General features: G+C 61.2%; 17 protein-coding genes and 1 tRNA gene. 12 read left to right on the top strand and 6 right to left on the bottom strand.

The window, feature by feature from the left end; genetic code table 11:
- Position 1: 1 nt before the first annotated feature.
- Positions 2-78 (bottom strand) — tRNA-Met (locus tag EXQ56_06355).
- Positions 79-257: 179 nt separating this feature from the next.
- Positions 258-2,114, bottom strand: coding sequence for a hypothetical protein (locus EXQ56_06350; protein MSO20076.1), 1,857 nt, complete (start codon positions 2,112-2,114; stop codon positions 258-260).
- A gap of 265 nt (positions 2,115-2,379) precedes the next feature.
- On the opposite strand from EXQ56_06350, the gene EXQ56_06345 reads away from it, so the two are divergent.
- The 4 genes from EXQ56_06345 (at position 2,380) to EXQ56_06330 (ending at position 6,424) form a co-directional block, all read left to right on the top strand.
- Positions 2,380-2,685, top strand: a complete 306-nt coding sequence (locus EXQ56_06345; GenBank protein MSO20075.1) for an HU family DNA-binding protein — start codon at positions 2,380-2,382, stop codon at positions 2,683-2,685.
- 233 nt (positions 2,686-2,918) lie between these two features.
- Positions 2,919-3,902 carry an ornithine carbamoyltransferase gene (gene argF, locus EXQ56_06340; GenBank protein MSO20074.1) on the top strand — a complete coding sequence of 328 codons (984 nt, stop codon included), beginning with the start codon at positions 2,919-2,921 and terminating at the stop codon, positions 3,900-3,902.
- Complete coding sequence (gene argH / locus EXQ56_06335; GenBank protein ID MSO20073.1) at positions 3,899-5,338, top strand: argininosuccinate lyase; 1,440 nt, start codon at positions 3,899-3,901, stop codon at positions 5,336-5,338. Before argF ends, argH begins: the two co-directional genes overlap by 4 nt.
- Before the next feature lie 174 nt (positions 5,339-5,512).
- Entirely contained in the window at positions 5,513-6,424 is a 912-nt protein-coding gene (locus EXQ56_06330) for a glycosyltransferase (GenBank protein ID MSO20072.1), read from the top strand.
- Between the two features lie 155 nt (positions 6,425-6,579).
- Here EXQ56_06330 and EXQ56_06325 read toward each other — a convergent pair whose 3' ends face one another.
- Together EXQ56_06325 and cofE are read right to left on the bottom strand one after the other, a co-directional pair.
- The gene (locus EXQ56_06325; protein ID MSO20071.1) at positions 6,580-7,515 is read right to left on the bottom strand and encodes a 2-phospho-L-lactate transferase; all 936 of its coding nucleotides are present in this window, start codon (positions 7,513-7,515) and stop codon (positions 6,580-6,582) included.
- Between the two features lie 46 nt (positions 7,516-7,561).
- On the bottom strand, positions 7,562-8,356 hold the full coding sequence (gene cofE / locus EXQ56_06320) for a coenzyme F420-0:L-glutamate ligase (protein ID MSO20070.1): 795 nt from the start codon (positions 8,354-8,356) through the stop codon (positions 7,562-7,564).
- Here cofE and cofC point away from each other — a divergent pair, their 5' ends adjacent.
- The 7 genes from cofC to tnpA all read left to right on the top strand — a co-directional run bounded on the left by cofC (position 8,357) and on the right by tnpA (position 15,713).
- Positions 8,357-9,268: a 2-phospho-L-lactate guanylyltransferase gene (cofC, locus tag EXQ56_06315; GenBank protein ID MSO20069.1), complete on the top strand. Its 912-nt coding sequence runs from the start codon at positions 8,357-8,359 to the stop codon at positions 9,266-9,268.
- Positions 9,265-10,470, top strand: a complete 1,206-nt coding sequence (cofG, locus tag EXQ56_06310; GenBank protein ID MSO20068.1) for a 7,8-didemethyl-8-hydroxy-5-deazariboflavin synthase subunit CofG — start codon at positions 9,265-9,267, stop codon at positions 10,468-10,470. Before cofC ends, cofG begins: the two co-directional genes overlap by 4 nt.
- A 37-nt stretch (positions 10,471-10,507) precedes the next feature.
- Positions 10,508-11,758: a DUF3500 domain-containing protein gene (locus EXQ56_06305; protein MSO20067.1), complete on the top strand. Its 1,251-nt coding sequence runs from the start codon at positions 10,508-10,510 to the stop codon at positions 11,756-11,758.
- 166 nt (positions 11,759-11,924) lie between these two features.
- The gene (gene cofH, locus EXQ56_06300; protein ID MSO20066.1) at positions 11,925-13,193 is read left to right on the top strand and encodes a 7,8-didemethyl-8-hydroxy-5-deazariboflavin synthase subunit CofH; all 1,269 of its coding nucleotides are present in this window, start codon (positions 11,925-11,927) and stop codon (positions 13,191-13,193) included.
- Positions 13,190-13,885 (top strand): NADPH-dependent F420 reductase, encoded by a 696-nt coding sequence (npdG, locus tag EXQ56_06295; GenBank protein MSO20065.1) that lies wholly within the window; start codon positions 13,190-13,192, stop codon positions 13,883-13,885. The genes cofH and npdG overlap by 4 nt, the downstream gene beginning before the upstream one ends.
- A gap of 166 nt (positions 13,886-14,051) precedes the next feature.
- On the top strand, positions 14,052-15,104 hold the full coding sequence (locus tag EXQ56_06290) for a low specificity L-threonine aldolase (GenBank protein ID MSO20064.1): 1,053 nt from the start codon (positions 14,052-14,054) through the stop codon (positions 15,102-15,104).
- Positions 15,105-15,260: 156 nt separating this feature from the next.
- Positions 15,261-15,713 carry an IS200/IS605 family transposase gene (tnpA, locus tag EXQ56_06285; protein ID MSO20063.1) on the top strand — a complete coding sequence of 151 codons (453 nt, stop codon included), beginning with the start codon at positions 15,261-15,263 and terminating at the stop codon, positions 15,711-15,713.
- Positions 15,714-16,483: 770 nt separating this feature from the next.
- Here the strand turns inward: tnpA and EXQ56_06280 are convergent.
- Together EXQ56_06280 and EXQ56_06275 are read right to left on the bottom strand one after the other, a co-directional pair.
- Positions 16,484-17,293 carry a hypothetical protein gene (locus EXQ56_06280; protein ID MSO20062.1) on the bottom strand — a complete coding sequence of 270 codons (810 nt, stop codon included), beginning with the start codon at positions 17,291-17,293 and terminating at the stop codon, positions 16,484-16,486.
- Between the two features lie 57 nt (positions 17,294-17,350).
- A complete protein-coding gene (locus EXQ56_06275; GenBank protein MSO20061.1) occupies positions 17,351-18,733 on the bottom strand; it encodes a hypothetical protein in 1,383 nt (460 codons plus the stop codon).
- A gap of 244 nt (positions 18,734-18,977) precedes the next feature.
- Between EXQ56_06275 and EXQ56_06270 the strand changes: the two genes are divergently transcribed.
- Positions 18,978-19,361 (top strand): hypothetical protein, encoded by a 384-nt coding sequence (locus EXQ56_06270; protein MSO20060.1) that lies wholly within the window; start codon positions 18,978-18,980, stop codon positions 19,359-19,361.
- Positions 19,362-19,443: the final 82 nt, after the last annotated feature.

Genomic DNA, 19,443 nt, shown 5'->3' with positions numbered 1-19,443 from the left:
TTGGTTGCGGGGGGTGGATTTGAACCACCGACCTTTGGGTTATGAGCCCAACGAGCTACCAGGCTGCTCCACCCCGCATATTCATCTTAGGCGCAGCACGGGCATCCGTCAAGTTAACGCGGAGGAATGCAGCGCTTTCCGGCTGAAGCGACATGCGCTGGGAGGCAGTGGCAGCTTAATGTTCCGGCGACAATGGATCGCTGGAGGGACCGAGGGGGATCTACGCGAATTCAGTTCTAGAACGCGATGAGGGAAACTTATTGTGGAACGAACTCGAACGATCCCCAACGCAGGCGTTCCATTTCGCGGGGCACATCGGAATAGAGGAATCCGGGTGCTTGCCGGACCGGGATTGTGCGAGACAGTTCCGCAACTTTGCCGCCCGCAATGAACCATATCAGGCGGGCACCGCGAGGGACGGGTAGTTGCACGGGAGCCGTGCCGGAAAAGCGCGCAGACGGTTTGTTGGCCGTCCACAGCACGGCCTGCGATGTGGGGCTTCCCGGGTCGCCCGCTTCGTCCAGGACGTATACCTTGTCTTTGGGGAGATAGTAAGTGACCTTTCTCCAGGAGGGTTCTCCATCGCGGGACCAGATGAAAACCAGGGGGCGCGAGCTGGCGGCGCGGATCCGTGGGACATCTCTGGCGGTATCCGCCATTCTCTCGGAAGCCCATCGAATGCGGGCGTAGGAACTTTCGTAGCGTCCGCCCAGGAACGCATCCCGCAGCGAAGCTAGTCCGCGGAAACCGCCGGCGGCCGGTCCCGTGGGAAACGGAAATTCTCCAAAGAAGAGCAGCATGTTGCCGATCAGTGCGATGGTTAGCAGTGGCCACGCGCGGCCGAATGGCTTCAGTGGCGAGCAAACCAAAATGGCCAGGGCAACGGAAAACCAAATGGCCAATCCTGTCCTTGCATAAGTATCATCCGGGAAAGCAAAATACAGCCCGGCCAGAGAACCTGCGATGGCCACTGCTCCAACGGCTCGGGCGCGCGCCGTGCCCGTCCACCCCGTCGTCCACCAAGTACAATTCAGGCGACTCTCCGCGGCATCCAGGCAAAGGCCTCCGATGATGCAGATGACCGGAATCGAGGCCAGCAGATGGTCCGGATCGGCGCTATGCAGCACCATATTGAAGATGGCAGCGGGAACGAGCCATAGCCCGATGAGAACAAAACGGTCCACGCGATCCAGCAGTTGCGCGCGATCCTTCCAGCCATAGGGAATGGCCCAGAGCCAAGGCAGCGCTCCCAGGCTCAGCCAAATCACCACGCGTCCAACCATGCGTCGCCAGCCGGGCAACGGCGCGGCCTGGAGCACAGAGGTTTGGAAGGTCTGTGTGCTCAGATATTCCTGGAAGTAGGCCATCATATTGGCGAACCCGCCGGAGGCAGCCGCCAAGTTCGCCAGCCACAGCCAGGTGGTGATGCCGATAACGGCGAATCCGCGCAAGAGCAGCCGCAGATCAGCGCACCGCCATCCAGTCCAGAGCCAAAGCGGGAAAAGCACGAAAGAGAGTTCGGGACGAAATCCGCCCGCCAGCCCCAGTGTGAACGACGCCATCAGAAAATTCCAGCGCCGGTTCTCGATGGCTTGGAAACAGAAATAGGCAAACAAGATTGACAAGAACGCCAGATGGGGCCGTAGCGGGGATGTCAGGCCGGAGTACCAGAAAACCGGATTGAATAAAAACAACGCGCACGCAATGAAGGCGACGCGGGCGGAAAATAAAAGCGCCGTGAGTTTGTAAAGAAATCCCAGCGCCAATACGCTGATCAGTATCTGTATGGCAGCGAAAGTATTCTCCGGGGATCCCAATAATGGGTAGAGGGATCTGGCAACTAAAACGAAGACCGGATACCCCGGAGGCTGCGGTTGATTCAGTGTGGGATTAAATTCATTCAATGCCAATGCTAGATTGACCGAGTCAAAGGAGTATAATTGTGGACTGATTGCTGGCCAGCGAGTAAGCGCGACGACGAGAATGACAACGATCCAGAGATATGGGGAGCCCGCAGCATTCCAGCGCCCGGCAGCAAGGGGAACCGATTCCCAAGCAGCCTTGAGTTCCGCAGACCAAACCGGGTTGGTGATCGCACGATTTCGATCCATCATGGTTTTGCGCTCGACGTTGGTGTACGATGGGAAGCTGCAAAAGCAGCATTGTATGTCATCCGTCGGGAATGGGCTACTGCGCTCGCGAAATATGGGTCGGTAATAACGTATCCAACCAGGAACATCGCGTGCTACAAACAATGGTTCTCGCGGGTCAGAAAATTTGTTTTTTAAATATAGTTTTCATGAAAATTAAAAAACTCGCTTAAAACACAGCGATTGCGTTGTATACTGAACCGGATTTTTTATTCTTACAAGGAGGCCTATGGCAGCAGCAAGAATGACTCAAGCTCAATTGGTTCGGCACCTCGCCGAGCAGTGTGAAACCAATAACAAGGTGGCGCGCACATTCCTCGACGAGATTGCCAAGACGGCAATCGCCGAGACTAAGAAGAACGGTGTTTTTGTTCTTCCTGGCATCGGACGTTTGGTGAAGGCCGCCCGCAAGGCTCGCATGGGACGCAACCCGGCGACTGGCGAAGCAATTAAGATTGCCGCCAAGACCGTGGTCAAGTTCCGCGTGGCCAAAGCCGCAAAGGACGCGATTGCCCCCGTCGGCAAGAAGAAATAAACTTTCCGCCCGCCGGAAATTGAAGGCATCCTCCGAAGCAGTACAGCGCGCCGCGCTGCGCCTACGGCACATATAGTGCCTGTAGGCGCATTGGGAGGTGCGCTGTTCCTGCCGCAGCGAGCCATCTTAAGTCATGGGTTTTGGCCGTGGCCATAGGTGCTTGACAGTCTGCGTCGCAATGTGTAATTATTCACATGATTGTATAATTATACATTTGCTCCGTGGAGGTTGGGATGTCTTTAACGGGGATTCACAACCAGCAATCTGTGCCAATTTCTGCTTCCGATCTGGTCTTTGACGGCGATCTGACCATTGAGGACACTAAAACTGTCCTCGATTGCGCAGCTCGGATACGGAACAGCCCAGACGGCTACCGGCAGTCTCTCTCCGGCAGGGTTTTGATCCTGCTGTTTGAGAAGCCGAGCCTGCGTACTCGTGTGACCTTCGAGGTGGCTATGCAAAGCCTCGGAGGAACCTCGTTGTTCATGGACCTGCGCGGCGAACAGATCGGCCAGCGCGAGCCGATTGCCGATGTTGCGCGTAATCTTGATCGTTGGGTGCATGCTATCGCGGCGCGTGTGTTTCGGCACACGACCGTCGAACAGTTGGCTACCTGGGCACGGATTCCAGTCATCAATGCGTTATCGGATCGTGTGCATCCTTGCCAGGCTCTGGCGGATATGCTCACTGTCCAAGGTGTGTTTGGAAAGCTGGACCAGGTGCGCCTCGCCTACATTGGAGACGGGAACAATGTGGCTCATTCGCTCCTGATTACTGGGGCGAAGCTGGGCATGCACATCTCCGTGGCCACACCCGAAGGATATGAGCCGGATGCCGAAATCGTGCGCGTGGCTGCGTCGTTTGCTGCCCAGACCGGCGGCAGTGTAACCGTGTCTAACGATCCACGCGCGGCGGCCCAGGGCGCGCATGTCCTCTACACGGACGTGTGGACCAGCATGGGCGCCGAGCACGAAGCCGAGCAGCGCCGTCAGCTCTTTGCCCCCTATCAAGTTAACGAGGAGTTATTCTCGCTGGCTCGGCCCGACGCGGTTTTCCTGCACTGCCTCCCCGCGCATCGTGGTGAGGAAGTAACCGAAGCGGTGATCGAGTCGCCGCGCTCCGTCGTGTTTGATCAAGCAGAAAACCGGCTGCACGCACAGAAAGCCCTGCTGTGGCTGCTCCTAGCTCGCGAAGGCGGATCGGTCAAAAGCGAATGAAGAAATCACAGCCAACATCCGCCACTCAACCCTATCAGCTTTGGGGTGGCCGATTTGAGAAGGCCGCTAGTAAAGCGCTGGAGGCCTTTTCATTCTCCCTGCGCTTCGATTACCGGCTGGCCCACGCGGACGTGGTGGGCACGCTGGCGTATGCGCGTGCGCTGGAGCGTGCCGGCATTCTCTCGCGCACCGAGGCGCGCCGCGCGGCGAAAGCGCTCCAATCGCTGGCTACGGAATTGGCCACGGAAATGGGAAGCCAGGGCGCGGACTACTTCGCCGGGGCCGGCGAAGAAGATGTACACACGTTTATACTCGCGAAGCTGCGCGCGCAGATCGGCCCGCTGGCCGATAAGCTTCACACCGGACGCAGCCGCAATGAGCAAGTTGCGTTGGACTTCCGCATCTGGATCAAGCAAGCCATTCGCACCCAGCAGGCCGCTTTGCGCAGTATGCTCGACGCGCTGGCGGGCGCCGCGGCCGCGCACATCTCTGTAATTCTTCCTGGCTATACGCACCTGCGTCGGGCGCAGCCCGTACTGTTCTCGCACACTCTGCTGGCCTACTTTGAGATGTTCCGGCGCGACTATGAGCGGCTGGAAAACTGTTACGATGCAGCCGACGTGCTGCCGCTCGGCAGCGGCGCGCTGGCGGGCAGCGGCTTCGCCGTCAATCGTAAACAGCTCGCGCGTGAGTTGGGTTTCTCGCGCATTTCGCGCAACAGCATGGACGCCGTGTCGGACCGCGACTTCGCGCTCGAATTTCTTTTTACGGCGACTACTTGCTTCCTCCACCTGAGCCGTCTTTCGGAAGACTGGATTCTCTACTCCTCGGAGGAGTTCGGTTTTCTCGAAATGGCCGACGAGGTTTCCACCGGCAGCAGTCTGATGCCGCAGAAGAAGAACCCCGACTCGCTCGAGCTGATTCGCGGCAAGACGGGCCGCGTGCTGGGCAGCCTGGTCTCGCTGGCCACCACGGTGAAGGGTCTGCCGCTCACCTACAATCGAGATTTGCAGGAAGACAAAGAGCCGGTCTTCGACGCCGCCGAGCAACTGGAGATGGCCCTGGTGCTGGCCGCGCAAGTTGTCTCGCTGGTGAAGGTGAATCCCAAGCCCATGAAGCGCGCGGCGTCGGACGGCTGGCTGTGCGCCACCGACCTGGCCGAGTATCTGGCGCACAAGGGCGTCCCCTTCCATCAAGCGCATCAGATCATCGGCAAGCTGGTTCTCGAGAACACCAACAGCGGCACCCAGCCGAGCGAGTGCTCGCTCTCCGACTTGCAGCGCCACTCCGACCAGTTCGCCGAAGACGCGCTCGACCTGCTCACGCCGGAAGCGGGCGTCGCCCGCCGCGCCGTCGCCGGTGCCACCGCCCCCGCGCGTGTTGCGGAGGCGCTCAAGGAAGCCCGCCGCTGGCTGCGCGGAGTTGGGCGAGATTAGACCATGCATTTTTAGCGATGCCATGCCGTGACAGAGCCGCGACCGGAAGGGAGCGGTCCCAGGAAGTTCGCTATGGAATTTGACCACCGCTCCCTTCCGGTCGCGGCTCTGTCACGGCATCAATCAGTTCACGATGAGAGCCGGCAAGAATTGCCGCTGATTAGGTCACAGCCCATGAATCTCGCTGTCCTGATTCCCTGTTACAACGAAGAAGCCGCCATCGGCGCCGTGGTGCGTGATTTCCGCGCGGCGCTGCCCGAGGCGCGCATCTATGTCTACGACAATAACTCCACTGACCGCACCCGCGAGCGGGCCGCCCAGGCCGGAGCCACGGTGCGCGTCGAGGCGCGGCAGGGCAAGGGCCACGTGGTCTGTCGCATGTTCGCCGACGTGGACGCGGACGCGTATGTGCTGGTGGACGGAGACGATACGTATGATGCGGCCAGCGCGCCGGGCATGGTTGAAATGCTGCGCAGCCAGCAACTCGACTTGGTAACGGGCGTGCGCGTAACAGGGAGCCAGGGAGCCTATCGCCCTGGTCACGTGCTCGGCAACCGCTTGCTCACCGGGCTGGTGGGGAGCCTGTTCGAGAACCGCTTCTCCGATATGCTCTCCGGCTACCGCGTTTTCTCGCGGCGCTTCGTGAAGTCGTTCCCGGCGCTGGTCGCCGGCTTTGAGATCGAGACGGCCTTTACCATTCACGCGCTCGAGCTGCGCATGCCCTGCGCCGAGCTCGCCACGCCGTATAAGGACCGCCCTGCCGGCTCGGCCAGCAAGCTGCGCACTTATCACGACGGGTTCCGCATTCTGCTGACGATTCTGCGCCTGCTGCTGGAGGTCCGCCCGCTGGCGCTGCTCGGCAGTTGCGCGATATTTTCCGCCGCGACTTCGCTTGCGCTGGCCATCCCGTTGTTCATCACTTACGCGCAGACAGGTTTGGTCCCGCGCCAGCCCACGGCGGTACTGTCGGCCAGCCTGATGCTCCTCGCGTTCCTTTCGCTCGCCACCGGATTGATTCTGGATTCAGTAACGCTAGGCCGCCGCGAAGCCAAACGCTTGGCGTATCTGGACATCCCCGCTCCATAGGTGTGACAGAGCCGCGATGGAACATCGCGGCTCTGTTTTGATTGTGCGAGTGCCCTCAACCGTATCTATAAAAATGGGCTTAGATAACGCCAAGACCGATCCGTATGCCGGGAGGATGTGTTCCACCGGCCCGCTTGCTGACGCGCGCGGCACTGTTAGCTCAGCGGCACTCTCAACGCTTCTAACACAGCTTGCGCTAACTGCTTTCTAGCCTCCGCGGAATTCATGATCGTGTTTATCGCATAAGCATCGATCGAGGCCTGTGCAACCTCTTCTACTAGTGACTCATCCTGCTGGTCCAAAATGAAAATGTCGAGGAAGTCTGCGTAGAGTTTTGCGACTGAGGACGCAGAAGACCCATAGCCGAGCGAAGTGAGCATCTTGTCGGCGGGGCCTTTCAGCGCCTTGCCGCCGATGATGGGGCTGATGGCCGCGACCTTTGCCCGCGTGTTCACCAGCGCCTCGCGCACCTCCCGCACGGCGAGGATCGGGCCGATGCTGATCAGCGGATTGCTCGGCGCGATGATCACCGCGTCGGCGCGCGTGATGGCGGGAATCACACCTTTCGCGGGGCTGGCCTGCTGCGCGGCGGAGAGGTCCAGCGCATCAACTACGGGCCGCTGCCCCATTCCCACAAAATATTGCTGAAAGCCGAGCCGTCCTTCCGAGGTGTCGAGCACGGTGGGCGCGGGGTCGTCGGTCATGGGAAGAATCTTCAGCTTCAGGTTGCGCAGTTGCGTGAGCTCGCTGGTTACTTCGCTGAGCAGCGCGCCCTCGCGCAGCCGCCGCGCGCGATAGAGGTGCGTGGCGAAGTCGCGGTCGCCTAGGGTGAACCAGGTTTCTTCGCCCAGCGCGGTCAGCTCTTGCAGGCAACTGTATGTCTCGTCGAGCAGCCCCCAGCCGCGCTCGCGGTCGTTCAGTCCGGCCAGCGTGTAGATGATGGTGTCGATGTCGGGACTGACGTGGAGGCCGTGGAAAATCGCGTCGTCACCGGTATTAACGATGACGGTGATCTCCTCCTGCGGAACAATTGCCGCCAGACCTTCGAGAAACTTCGCGGCACCCACGCCGCCAGCAAGAACTGTGATCATATTGGTTTAGTTGTTCCACAGTGCCGCGCGCGTCACAGTGAATTCGTTAACGAAACAAATCTTTTTCGCGCGGGCGAACTATATCCGACCCTTTTCCTGCAGCGCCGCCCGGCGCTGCCTGCGTGGGGAAATTACGGATGACCACGGCGGGGCGGCGAGCCGTCTTGCCCATCAGCAACTCAGCGGCGGCGGCCAGTTCGTCCGCGGTGGCGATGACCGTCGCGGAAAGCGTGTGGCCCTGCTCGTCCTTCTGCCCTCGATAATCCTGTAGCGGCGCGAGCCCCGCGACGCCCAGCGCAACATTCGTCAGACCCTCACGCCACGGGCGCCCAAATGTATCCGAGATAATAACGGCCACGTCGCGTCCCGAATGCATGCGAATCTCTTCGCGCAGCCGCTTGGCCGAAGCGTCCGGATCAACAGGCAACAGCGAGAGAAATCCGGCGGGTACGTTTGAACTGTCCACGCCCGCGTTCGCGCAGACATAGCCTTGATGCGTTTCGGAGATGATCAGTCCGGCATCCATGCGCACGATGCGCCGGCTTTCGCGCAGCACCACTTCAATGGCGCGCGGGTCTTTCGCAGGAGTTGCGTCCAGCGATTCGCTCAGCGATACGGCGAACGGCGACGGGATAACCGACGCCAACTCCACCAACCGGCCTTCCGCTTTGGAGACGATCTTCTGCGCCACCACCAGCACGTCGCTGTTGCTGAAGCTGAGTCCCGCCTGCGCCATCGCCGCGCACACCATCGCGCCAAGCGCGTCGCCCGGCGCGATCTCGCCGAGTCCGGGCACGGCGAACAATTCGATCCTCTCGGGGATGGAGAAGCCTGAATTCATTTGATGTTGACGTTCCTCCAGAACCGGCTCGACAGAGTAGAATGGAAACTTCGCACGATTCGCGCCGCACTGTCAACGAGCAACCCGACGCGGGCAGTGTCCTATGTCTTTGTTGCCGTATACTCTGCGGACCTCTGTGTCCTCTGTGGTGAAGACTGTACTGCACCACCGAGGACACAAAGGTACGCAGATAGGTTTGCGGCCTGGCATTCTGTTCCCCGGAGATTCTCTGCTGTGATCGCGGTTCTTTTGCCCGTCAAACGATTTGCGGATTCCAAGCACCGCTTGGCCTCCTGGCTCACGCCCGAGGAGCGTGAGCTGCTGGCGCGCACCATGTTTGAAGATGTCTGGGATACGTTGCTGAGTTGGCAGGGCCGCGAGAAACTCATCGGCAAGCTGATCGTCATCACCGCCGAGCCTGTGGTGATCGCGCGCTGTCGTGAGGCGTCCGTAACGTGTCTGGAAGAAGCGGAGCAAGTCAGTCACACCGAGTCCACGCGCCAGGCCACGCGCTGGGCCGTGGAGCAGGGAGTGCAGACTCTTATCTCCGTGCCCATTGACACGCCCGCCGTATCGCCGGACGAGTTGACGCAACTCGTGGAGCTCTCGCGCCAATATGAAGTGATTGTTGTGCCCAGCGGTGATGGAACTGGAACGAATGCTCTGGTGCGCACGCCGCCCGACGCCATCACCGCGCACTTTGGGCCAGACAGTTGCCGCCGCCACCTGGAAGACACGCAGACGAATCACCAGAAGCTACGCCTCTACGCGCCGCCCGGCCTTACGGCGGACATCGACACGCGGGAAGATGCCATGCAGTTTCTAGATATCGCAAATAAATTGGAGCGCGAGGGCCGCACATCGAAATTGTTGCGCCGGTTGATCGAGACACGTTCCAGGGTGACGGCATGACGCTTGCCCCCGCCTCCACCGCCCTCTCCGCCAGTGAGTGGCGAACCCTCGCTTCGCGCATCCTCTCAGGCGATGCTCTCCATGCTTCCGAATATTTATTCCTGCTCACTTCCATCTCCGTCGGCTGGGAGAACCTTGCCAAGATCGCTCGTGAACTGCGGCAGCGCAGCACGGACAACGTAATCACCTACTCGCCGAAGGTGTTCCTGCCTCTGACCAATCTGTGCCGCGACCGCTGCGGCTATTGCACGTTTCGCCGTGATCCAGGCCAGCCGGGCGCGCATTGGATGGCGCCGGAAGAGGTTCTCGATGTCGCTCGCAAGGGAGAGAGGCTCGGTTGTCGCGAGGCGCTGCTCAGTCTGGGCGACCGCCCCGAGGCGGAGTTTCCCGAGGCGCGCGAGTGGCTTGCGGCACACGGCCACGCGCGCACGCTGGACTACGTCGCCGAGATCAGCGAGTTGCTGCTCGCCGAGACCACATTGCTGCCGCACTCGAATCCCGGATTGATGTCGCGGTCTGATCTGGAGCGTCTGCGCGAGTCCAACGCCAGCCTGGGCTTGATGCTGGAATCCACTTCACCCGCGCTATTTGCGCCCGGCGGCGCGCATGATGATGCCATCGACAAACGCCCCGAGCGACGTTTGCAAACCATCCGCCAGGCCGGCGAGTTAAAAATTCCGTTTACCACCGGGATACTCGTGGGCATCGGCGAGTCACCGGCGGACATCGTCGATTCACTCCTCACCCTCCGCGATATTCACGCGCAGTACGGGCACATTCAGGAAGTCATCATCCAGAATTTTGTGCCGAAGCGGGAGGTCCCCATGCGCGATGTTCCAACGCCCGCGCCGGAATATTTCGCGCGCATCGTGGCGCTGGCGCGCATCATCTTCAGCTCCGGGTTCGGCTCTGGGCTCAGCTCCGGGTTCGGCCCGAGGATGAACATCCAAGCGCCGCCGAACCTGAGTCCCGCGCATCTCGAAATGCTGCTCGACTCCGGCCTGAACGATTGGGGCGGCATCTCGCCGCTAACGGTGGACTTCATCAATCCCGAGAAACCCTGGCCGCAGGTGGAGAGCCTGCGCGCGTTGGCCGCCAGCAAGGGACTGGAGCTGCGCGAGCGGCTGCCGGTGTATCCTGAGTACGCAACGCGGCCTGAGTTTTTTTCGCCACGCGTGTGGCAGGCAATGCAGTCGCGGTAAGCGTAAGATCATGGGAATCGTTCGCCAGGAGGACTATATGTCACGCATCGCATTCTTCGCAGGCTTGTCAGCTATGGCGTTGGTAATCGTCATGCTGCAACCGCGCGGGCTGTCGCAAGCGCCGCCGTCCTCGCCGCCAACATCTCCAGCAGCGCGTCCGCCCGCCGAGCTGTTACGCTTATCGATCGCCGCCGAGGTGCCTGGTCTCGCCGATCCTTTCCTGGGCATCACCACCAATGGGAAGGTCGAGCAGGGCCTGTTCGCCATTCGTTCGACGGGCGTCTCCACCGGGCCGGTGCGCCTCGCCGCCGTGGCCTTCCTCGCCAGCCTCAGTGCTCAACAGCGCGACAAATCGAAGTTCGCCGTGGACGACGACGAGTGGCGCAAGTGGATGAATCAAAGTTTCTACGTTCGTCAGGGCGTAAATTTTATCGAGATGAATGAGCCGCAGCGCGCCGCGGCGTTCAATCTGCTGCGCGCCGGACTGAGCGCCAAGGGACTGAAGCAGACGCGCGACATCATGCGCCTCAATGAGACGCTGGCCGAAATGAACAACAACAACCACGCCGAGTTCGGCGAGTGGCAGTACCACATCACGGTGATGGGCGAGCCTTCAGCGAATGAACCCTGGGGCTGGCAGTTCGACGGCCACCACGCCGTCATCAACTATTTTGTGCTCGGCGATCAAGTGGTGATGACGCCGACGTTCGCCGGCTCCGAGCCGGTCATCGCTAAATCAGGCAAATACAAAGGCACGGCCGTCCTGCAGGAGGAGCAGCGCGCGGGCCTGGCCATGATTAACGGGTTGACCGCGGATCAGCGCAAGAAGGCGATCCTGAAAGTCTCGAAGACAGGAAATGAACTGCTCACCGAAGCGTGGAAAGACAACGTGGTCCTCGACTACGCCGGAGTCAGCGCCAAGGAGTTGTCCTCCGCGCAACGCCGGCAACTGCTCGATCTGGCGGCGCTCTACATCAACAACATGGACGACGGCCACGCTCGCGCGAAGATGGCCGAAGTGCGCGCGCAGCTTGACCGCACATGGTTCGCCTGGATCGGCGGCAGCGACGCGGGCAGCGTGTTTTACTATCGCATCCACAGCCCCGTGGTGCTGATCGAGTTCGACCATCAGCGCCCCGCCAGCCTGCGCTTCCTGGTCGCCGACCCCAACCAGCCGGGCACGGAGCACATCCACACCATGGTGCGCACGCCCAACGGCAACGACTACGGCAAGGACCTGCTACGCCAGCATTACCACGATCACCCGCACGCTCCCGCGCGGCAATAAATCTCCGTTTCGTCGTCATCCCGAGCGCAGCGAGGGACCTGCTTTTGATTTCTTTTGAGAGAGCAACAGCAGATACTTTGCTGCGCTCAGGATGACAGCGTTTGCAGTGTGTTAGTAAGCGCCGCCGGGAGTATCATAGTCAGTTCAACTTGATTCGAGTTTGCTTATGGCCATCAAGAGAAATGTCGCGCTGGCGTTGCGGCCGGGCGCGTACGGTGAGTTGGCGACAACATTGCCCGCGCCGTTGCGCGGTGCTCTCGAAGCCGCGCTGGAGGGCCGCGATCTGAACGAGACCGAGGGTCTGGCCGTCGCCGAGGCGCGCGGCGATGCGCTGTTGGCCGTGGCCGACGTGGCCGACCGCCTGCGCCGCCGCACGGTGGGCGACGAGGTCAGCTACGTCGTCAATCGCAATATCAACTTCACCAACATCTGTTTCGTGGGCTGCACGTTCTGCTGCTTTGGAAAAAGCCAGCGCGCGCCCGATGCCTATTGGCATTCGCTCGACACGGTGGCCGACCGCGCCGAGCAGGCTTGGAATCTCGGCGCGACGGAAGTGTGCGTGCAGGGCGGCCTGCCGCCGGAGATGGACGGAACTTATTACGCGCAGATTCTGCGCGCCATCAAAGCGCGTGTGCCGAAAATTCACATTCACGCCTTCTCGCCGATGGAAGTAGTTTACGGCGTCGAGCGCACCGGGATGCCGCTCCGCGATTATCTAATGATGCTGCGCGACGCGGGCCTGGGCAGCCTGCCGGGCACGGCGGCGGAAATTTTGGATGACCGCGTGCGCGGCGTCATCTCTCGCGCCAAGCTCACGCGCGCGCAGTGGATCGAAGTCATCTCGACGGCGCACGAACTGGGCATCCCTACCACTTCTACCATGATGTACGGCCACGTCGAGCAGCCTATCGACTGGGTGCGCCACCTGCTGCTGCTGCGCTCGATGCAGAAACAGAATGGCGGATTCACAGAGTTCGTCCCGCTCGGCTTCATCCATGAGAAGACCGCGCTTTACCGCACCGGCCTGGCCCGTCCCGGCGCCACGGTGGAAGAAGACATCGCGGTCCACGCACTGTCGCGCATCCTGCTGAATAACGCGATCCCCAATCTGCAAATCTCCTGGCCCAAGCTCGGCTGGCGGATTTCGCAGATGTGCCTCGACGCTGGCGCCAACGACTGCGGCGGGACGCTGATGGAAGAAAATATTTCCAGCGCGTCTGGTGAGATCGAGGCCAGCGCGGCCACTCCCGAGCAGTTGCAAAATTTCATTAGAGGCTGTGGGCAGTCATCGGGCCGCATTCCGGTGGAGCGCTCCACATCGTATCGCGTGTTGCGGCGCTTCGCCGCCGCTGCAATTCCACAACAAGCTGTAACCACACATCAGGCTGTATCTACACAACAGGCTTTAACCACACAACAAGAGGCACACGTATGAGCGCAGAGCGAGTAGCTATTATTGGCGGAACCGGTGATTTGGGATTGGGTCTGGCGATCCGCTGGGCTGTGGCGGGAGTGGAAACCGTCATCGGGTCGCGCGACTCCGCGCGCGCCCTGCAAGCCGCTGACGATGTCCGCCTCAAGGTGCGGGGGGCGGCGAAAGGCGTGGTAACCGTGAACGGAATGGCCAACCCGGAGGCCGCTGCGGGCGCGACGGTTGTGGTGATCGCCGTACCGTTTCCCGCGCAGGCTGCGACGCTGCGTGAAATCAAAGGATCTCTCAGCGCTGGAGCGTTCGTGGTGGACGCCACCGTGCCGCTCGCCGCCACCATCGGCGGCAAGCCCACACGTATGTTGGGAGTCTGGCAAGGTTCCGCCGCGGAGCAGGCCCGCGAAGTTATCCCAGCGACAACTCCCGTGCTGGCCGCATTCCACAACGTCTCGGCGGTAGCCCTGGCGGACCTGGCGCATCCGCTCGACTGCGACGTGCTGGTCTGCGGCGATGACGCGGCGGCGAAAGACCGCCTGTTCCCGCTCATCCGCCTGATCGCCGGCCTGCGCCCCATTGACGCCGGCGCGCTCGAGTCGGCTCGCATCGTCGAGAGCCTCACCGCGCTGCTCATCAGCATCAACCGCAGCTACAAAGTCCCCCACGCCGGCCTGCGCCTCACCGGCCTGCCGCCTGGTTAGCAATTTGGCTTAACATTTTTCAGGGCTGTCATCCTGGGCGTAGCGAAGGATATGCTTTCCGAGATGGTATAGAAAAACCAAAAGCAGGTTCTTCGCTGCGCTCAGAATGACAGCCCTGAGGAGTGTGAGCCTGAGGCGGGTGAGTAAGAGTAGGAGGAAATAGGATATGCAGGCCATTGTCGATCTGCGCAGTGACACGGTTACCAAGCCCACGCCGGAGATGCGCCGCGCCATGGCCGAGGCCGAGGTGGGCGACGATGTCTATAGCGAAGACCCCACGCTGAACCGGCTGGAGGCGCGCGCGGCGGAGATGTTCGGGCGCGAGGCGGGGATGTTCGTGCCCTCCGGGTCAATGGCCAATACGATTGCCGTGATGACGCTGGCGCGGCGCGGCAGCGAGGTGATCTGCGAGGAGCGCGCGCATATCTTCAGCTTTGAGATGGCCTCGATCTCGGCGGTGGCCGGATGCGCAGCGCGCGGCGTGAAGACCGACGACGGCCTCTTGAATTGGAAGCTGGTGAAGGAAGCGATTCGTCCCAAGGGACGCTACATGGCGCAGACCGGCATGGTGTCGATCGAGAATACTCACAACGTGGCTGGCGGCGTGGTCACGCCGACGAAGGATGTCGAGGAGATTTGCGACGGCGCGCACGAGGCTGGGTTAACCGTGCATCTGGACGGCGCGCGCATCTTCAACGCGGCGGTGGCGCTGGGCCGGCCGGTGGCGGAGATCACGCGCAAGTTTGACTCCGTAACGTTCTGCGTGTCGAAGGGACTGGGCGCGCCGGTGGGTTCGCTGCTGATGGGCACGGCGGAATACATCGCGCAGGCGCGCATCAACCGCAAGATTCTCGGCGGCGGGATGCGCCAGGCGGGCGTGCTGGCGGCGGCGGGGCTGATCGCGCTCGAGCAGTCGCCCAAGCGCCTGCAGGAAGATCACGAGAACGCCCGCGTGCTCGCCGAGGGGCTGGCCGCGATTCCCGGCATCGCGCTCGACCCGAAGAAAGTGCAGACCAACATTGTGGTGTTCGACGTCCGCGGCACCGGCCAGACCTCACAGCAGATTGCCGACCAACTCGCCGCGCACAACGTGAAGGTTCACGCCATGACGCCCACCACCATCCGCGCCGTAACCCACTGCGACGTAGACCGCGCCGGTTGCCTGCGCGCCGTCGCCGCCATGGAGCAGGTGTGCGCGAGCGTGCCGGTCGCGCGGTGAGTAGTGAGTGGTGAAGTGCCCAATCCGTAAGGGTATAACAGTTCCGCTCGCCGTTGTCGGAGCCCCGTAAGGGGCGAGGAGAACGTAGCCCGGGGCGTGAGCCCCGGGTAATGAATCACCACGTCAACCGAGCCCCGTTAGGGGCGATAGAAAACGATGCCGCACACGTACACGAGTCTGCTCACGCATATCATATTCAGCACGCGCGAACGCCTTCCGCTCATCCATCCCAACTGGCGCGGCGATCTGCACGCCTACCTTGGCGGAATTTGCCGTGAATTGGAATGCAAGGCGCGGGCGGTGAACGGCGCGGCGGACCATGTTCATCTGCTGGTTTCCCTGCATCCATCAAGATCAGTGGCGGAGTTGGTGCGCACTCTGAAGGCCAACTCCACGCGCTGGGTCGCCCGGCATCACGCACCGAGTAAATCATTCGCGTGGCAGACGGCCTATTCCGCATTCAGCGTGAGCCAATCGAATGCAACAGCGGTGATGAAGTACATCGCCGGGCAAGAAGAGCATCATCGCCGCATGACCTTTCAGGAGGAATATCTGCAATTCCTGAAGAAGCATCGCATCGATTACGACGAGCGATATATTTGGGGATAGATGGAGTTCTTTCGCCCCTTACGGGGCTCACGTGCTTATAGGGAACAGGAGACCCGGGGCTTACGCCCCGGGCTACGTTCTGGCCGCCCCTTGCGGGGCTCACCACGGATCTCGTGGCAGCTGGGCCGGGTTGAGCGGCGGCCCGGTGGTCAAGGAACTGGTTTGGGCCGGGATTAAGAGAAGTCCTAGTTGTGAGACCGTGGAAATTGCCTAAGACCCACACTCGCCTTCCACGTCCAGGACAGTTTTGGAAGAATCGCGCGCACGATAGACCGTAATTGTGCCCCTCATTAGCTGCCAAGTACATTCAGGGCAAGCCAATTTACCTTCCACCTCTACAGTTGCAGAATAACCGTCCCCCTCATACCGCATAACAGTTCGATGGTCGCGAACCTCATTGCCTTGATTCGGCAGCGACATATCAGCGTGGGCTAAGTTCATCCATGCCGGACCGCCATCAGATTGAAATATATGTTGGCGCACAGAATCGTCGGCCTTGTAAAAGAAGCAGCCGGCAGTCGAACCATCTAAGACGATCTTTTGATTTGCAAGGGGTGCTATAACTAGCGCTGGAGCAGCACATCCCAATAGCAGTAGAGGGATACTCAGAATTGAGCGCGAGCAGTTCAATGCCAGCCCCTCTGCTGATGCCCCAACGCTGGTCCATTAGTATCGCATTAGCAGCACAAACTACAACCCCTTGCTGTGTTAACCATTTCCTGACTCAATAGAGGAAGCATTTCTGCCAGTCGCACTGAAGCGATAAATCCTCAGAAAATCTCCGGGAAGGAGAAGGTCAGCACGGCGTTCAGGCGCATGTCGGCGATGATCATCTCTTTGTTCCTGGGATTGAGAACCACGCCGCGCGGTTTCTTCATGGTGGTCTTTGGGCCCACGCCGATGCGGTAGAGCGGCGGGACGTTGCCGTTGTCGTCGAGGCTCCACACGCCGACGAACGCCTCTTCCGGCTCCATCACGGTGATCTCGCCGGGCTGCGTGGCAATCATGAATTTGCGCGGCGAATAAACAGCCATCTGGGTGATGCGCACGATGCCGGACTTCGGCCCGCGCACCAGCGTACGCGGCGCCACGTTTCCTTTATCCAGGCGATTGAACACCATCAGCGCGCCGTCGGCGTCGGCGGATTGCGCGCTCATCGTGCCGTCGGCGTTCATGGTGATGGCTCGGCCGGCCTTGTTCAAGCCCACCGCGAGCAGGTTGTGGACGGGGTCCACGGAGAGCGTGGTCGCGCTGCGCAGCTGCGTGTTCGCGCCTTCGATGATGCGCAGCGGCGCAACGTCGCCGTTGGCCGCGCGCGGATAGACCAGGATGCGGTCGCCGTCGGGCACCAGAATTTCGTTGTTGACCACGTCCACGTCGAGCCGGTCCACGCCGCCAAGCTGAGTTTTCGGACCTTGAATGATGCGCAGGGGCGTAGCGTTGCCGTCGGCGTCGCCGCGGAAAGTGATGATGGCTTGCGCGAACGGATTGGTCACCAGAATTTCATCGTTTACCGAGTCGTAGCGGATGTCATGCATGGTGCGGCTGAGTTTGGTGGCCTGGCCGGCAAGGTTTCGCACTGGCTGGTCTCCACCCTTCGCCATCCTGGCGAAGATCGCAATCTGCGGATGCGCCACTCAGTTGGGCACCAGTATCTGCTGGCGTTTGGTGTCATAGCCGACGCCGCCGGGATTGCCGATCATGAGCCCTTTCTCATCGGCCGGCCCGCCGCGGATCATGCGCTTGGGCGCCACATCGCCGGTGGCGTTCAGCGGGAACACCAGCGCGCGATGGTTGCCCATGCTGGCCACCAGCAGCTCCTGATTCTTGGGGTCCAGCGTGATGCCCACCGGATTGCGCAGCCCGGTACGCGGCCCGCGAATGATGCGCCGCGGCGCGACGTCGCCCGTGTCATCCACGCCGAAGACCAGCACCGAGTGATCCATGTCATTGGCCACGAACAGTTCGCCGCGCTCCACATCGACGACGATCTGCATCGGCCAGTTCAGTTGCGTTTTCGCTCCTTCGATGATGCGCAGCGGCTTTACGTTGCCATCGCCGTCCAGATTGAAAATGGTGATCGACGGCTGCTCGAAGCGGCCTGATCCGACAATCTCGCGCGGCCGGCCGCCCATGCGCGCGGGCGGCTCGGTGGCGATGACGCTGCCGTGATTGCTCACGAACAGCAGGTTGCGCCTGGTGTCCGCCGCCACGCCGTGCGGATCCTCGAGACCCGTGTTGTTGCCGATGATCTCGCGCAGCGGCTTGTCCTCGCCCTTGGCGTACTTCGGGTAGACGATCACCGAGTTCGAGTGCTGCACGGTAAGGTACATCTCCTCGCGGCTCTCGTCGACGGAAATTCCAAATGTCCCGTGCGGCACGGCCAGCTCGCGGTCGGGCTTCACGTTGCCGCGCGCGTTCTTCGAGAACACCACCAGCCAGTCCTGCGTGTCGTTATTGATGATGTAGGTGTCGAGCGTCTTGGGGTCAATATAGACGCCGCACATCATCTCGGCCTTGGTGAGGTTGCCGCCGATGACGCGCTTGGGCTCGCTCAGCCGCGCCGTCGGCGGCGTGTTTTCGGTGCGGTTGTATTCCAGCACACGGAATAGGTTCTCGTCGGTAACCACCAGCATTCCGCTCTCCGGCTCGACGGCGATGGCGCTGAAGGCCGGGTTGGGATCCTTGATGGTGCGCGCCGGAGCGCGGTCAATGTCCTTGCTGACGCGGGCTGCGTCGGCTGTTGGTGCGCCCGCCTGCAGGGCCATCGCGGCAGCGAACGTACTCCTGGCGCTCACCGGCTCGAACTGGCACATCGCGCCATCTCCGGCGGCGGCCATCTCCGGCAGCGGCTCGATGGAAATGAGCCGTGGCTGGGCGCTGTTGCGCGCCTTTGCCGAAGCGGGCGAGGGCACGCGGGCGCTGGTGATGATGATTGCCGCCGCGATAGCCAGCGAGATCGCGACTGCGATCCACGACTGGTGGTGGGCGGGGGTGTGCTTGCCTGAAGTTTGCTGCATGGAACCTCCTATTAAGGGCGCGCAATGGATGCGAGTCTAGCACGAATTCCCGGCGGGCGTGAGGGTGCCGCGCGCATGAGCAATCGGGCCCCGCTCGAGGACGTCAATGCCAAGTTGATCCAGCGTGGCTGCTCCGTCGGCCCGCTTCCTGATGGCCGCGGCACTGGCACGCGTGCAATGTCGCTTGACTCAACGCCAATGGGTGTCTATACTCCGCCCATCCGATAATTCAGGAGATTTCTCCATGTCCACAGCCATCACCACCATCAGCGGTTCCATGATGATCTTATTTTTCGCGGGCGCGTTGTTCGCGCCGCCCGGGCAGGCCCAGGGATTTCCTGACGGCCCCGGCAAGCAGATTGTTCAGGAAGCCTGCTCGGTCTGCCATGACACAGAAGTGATCGCCACTATGCGGCGGACGAAGGCCGAGTGGACCGAGACGGTGCAGGATATGGTGAGCCGCGGCGCGCCGCTGTTGGAGGGCGAACGCGAGATGGTCATAGAGTATCTGTCGAAGTACTTTGGACCAGACAAGCCGCTGGACAAGGGCGCGCAAAATGAGGAGAAGGCGCCGAAATTGAACGCGGCAAACGTTTCAGCAACAATGCGCCGAAGTGCGGCGAAGTGAGAACAGTGATTTTTCACAGAACCCTATGGAACTGTCATTCTGAGCGGAGCGAAGAACCTGTTGTTCGGGATGGTCAGGAAAA

Source organism: Acidobacteriota bacterium (genome assembly GCA_009691245.1).
Classification (GTDB): Bacteria; Acidobacteriota; Terriglobia; order 2-12-FULL-54-10; family 2-12-FULL-54-10; genus SHUM01.
Note: the sequence above shows the minus strand (reverse complement) of the source record. Positions and strands in the feature narration are given on the sequence as shown.